The sequence below is a fragment of the Streptomyces sp. NPDC056222 genome (genome assembly GCF_042264065.1).
In the GTDB taxonomy this organism is placed as follows: Bacteria; Actinomycetota; Actinomycetes; order Streptomycetales; family Streptomycetaceae; genus Streptomyces.
Genome location: NZ_JBHJTL010000230.1, coordinates 1 through 1,107, shown reverse-complemented (window position 1 = coordinate 1,107; position 1,107 = coordinate 1). Strand labels below are relative to the sequence as shown.

The following is a 1,107-nucleotide window of genomic DNA, read 5'->3' as shown; positions in this document are numbered from 1 at the left end:
CCCTAATCGGTGTCCTGCTGCTGCCGGAGAAGGACGCGGAGCGGGTAGCCGCTGACGCCAGCCGTCGGCGCGGGCACCGCTTCCTGCAGACGGCCGCGCGCTGGGCTGCGCTGGCTGTGGCGGTCGTGGCCTACGCCATCGTGGCCGCCTGGGTCATCGCCGTTGCCGCGTCCATCTGGCCGGCGCTGGCGGGCGCCCCGCAGCTGCCACTGGCCGGCCTATCCGGCGTGCTGATCCGCCGGCTGCTACCCGGTTACGTGCGCATGGTGGAGAAAGCCACAGGCGCCATTGGAGGCGACAAGCCATGAACGTAGTGATTCGATTCCTTCGCGCCGCGTGGGGCTTGGTCATCGGCGCCGCTGCGGACGCGCTGCAATGGCTGAGCAAGCCGGGCAGCAAGATCAAGGTGGTGTGTGCGGTGCTGGCCTTCGGCTGCATGGTGTCCGGGCTGACTGCCTGGGAGAAGGAGCAGAAGATCCGCGACTTGAGCGCCCAGGTGATCAAGGTCCGAGCTGACTGGCAGGCTGATGCCGCCCGGTTGCAGGCCGACGTGGACACCCGGGATCAGCGCCTGGCCGAAGTCGCCGTCGCGCTGAGGGCTGAAGCCGAGAAGCTGGAAGCCCTGAAGGCAGAGAGCGCGGCTGCGTTGCAGGCCTTGGCCGGCAAGATCGAGGCGTCCGAGAGGGAGGCCGTCACTTGGCGCGGTCGCTACGAGCAGCGGCCCGACACCTGCAAGGCAGCGCTGGAGCTGCTCGATTCCGCCTGCCCAGCACTGAAGGGGTACTGATATGCGGCTCCCACTATGGCTCTACGTCGATAGGGAAAGCGCCATTGAGGCCGGGATGACCCACGAGGGTCGCCTGTTCGGTGTGCCTGCCTGGTTGCGCGAAGACAGCGACGCCCAGGTGACCGGAAGTCCGAAGATCCCAGCCCTGCACCTGTGGTGCATGGCAGTGGACCTGGTATTGGAGATCGCCGCGGCGTTCGTGCAGGAGGATCGCACCCTGGAATCGCCCATCACTCTCGGCAAGAGGATCGCGCCATGAGGTTCCCACTCCTGCTGGCGGTGTCGGCGCTGGCCGCGTGCCAGCCCGCACCTACCAAGCC

At 67.8% G+C, this 1,107-nt stretch carries 3 protein-coding genes; all 3 read left to right on the top strand.

All coding sequences use genetic code 11. The features are described from left to right. A partial coding sequence (locus ACFC0D_RS38720) for a hypothetical protein (protein WP_376446830.1) occupies positions 1 to 308 on the top strand: 308 nt, incomplete at its 5' end. Continuing rightward, a complete protein-coding gene (locus ACFC0D_RS38715; protein ID WP_376446828.1) occupies positions 305 to 787 on the top strand; it encodes a hypothetical protein in 483 nt (160 codons plus the stop codon). The genes ACFC0D_RS38720 and ACFC0D_RS38715, both read left to right, overlap by 4 nt. A 55-nt stretch (positions 788 to 842) precedes the next feature. After that, positions 843 to 1,046 (top strand): hypothetical protein, encoded by a 204-nt coding sequence (locus ACFC0D_RS38710; RefSeq protein WP_376446826.1) that lies wholly within the window; start codon positions 843 to 845, stop codon positions 1,044 to 1,046. The last annotated feature ends 61 nt before the right edge of the window (positions 1,047 to 1,107 follow it).

Bases quoted from the DNA above. Each gene is read 5' to 3' on its own strand.
- ACFC0D_RS38715 (WP_376446828.1), top strand. From the start codon at position 305: ATGAACGTAGTGATTCGATTCCTTCGCGCCGCGTGGGGCTTGGTCATC.
- ACFC0D_RS38710 (WP_376446826.1), top strand. From the start codon at position 843: ATGACCCACGAGGGTCGCCTGTTCGGTGTGCCTGCCTGGTTGCGCGAA.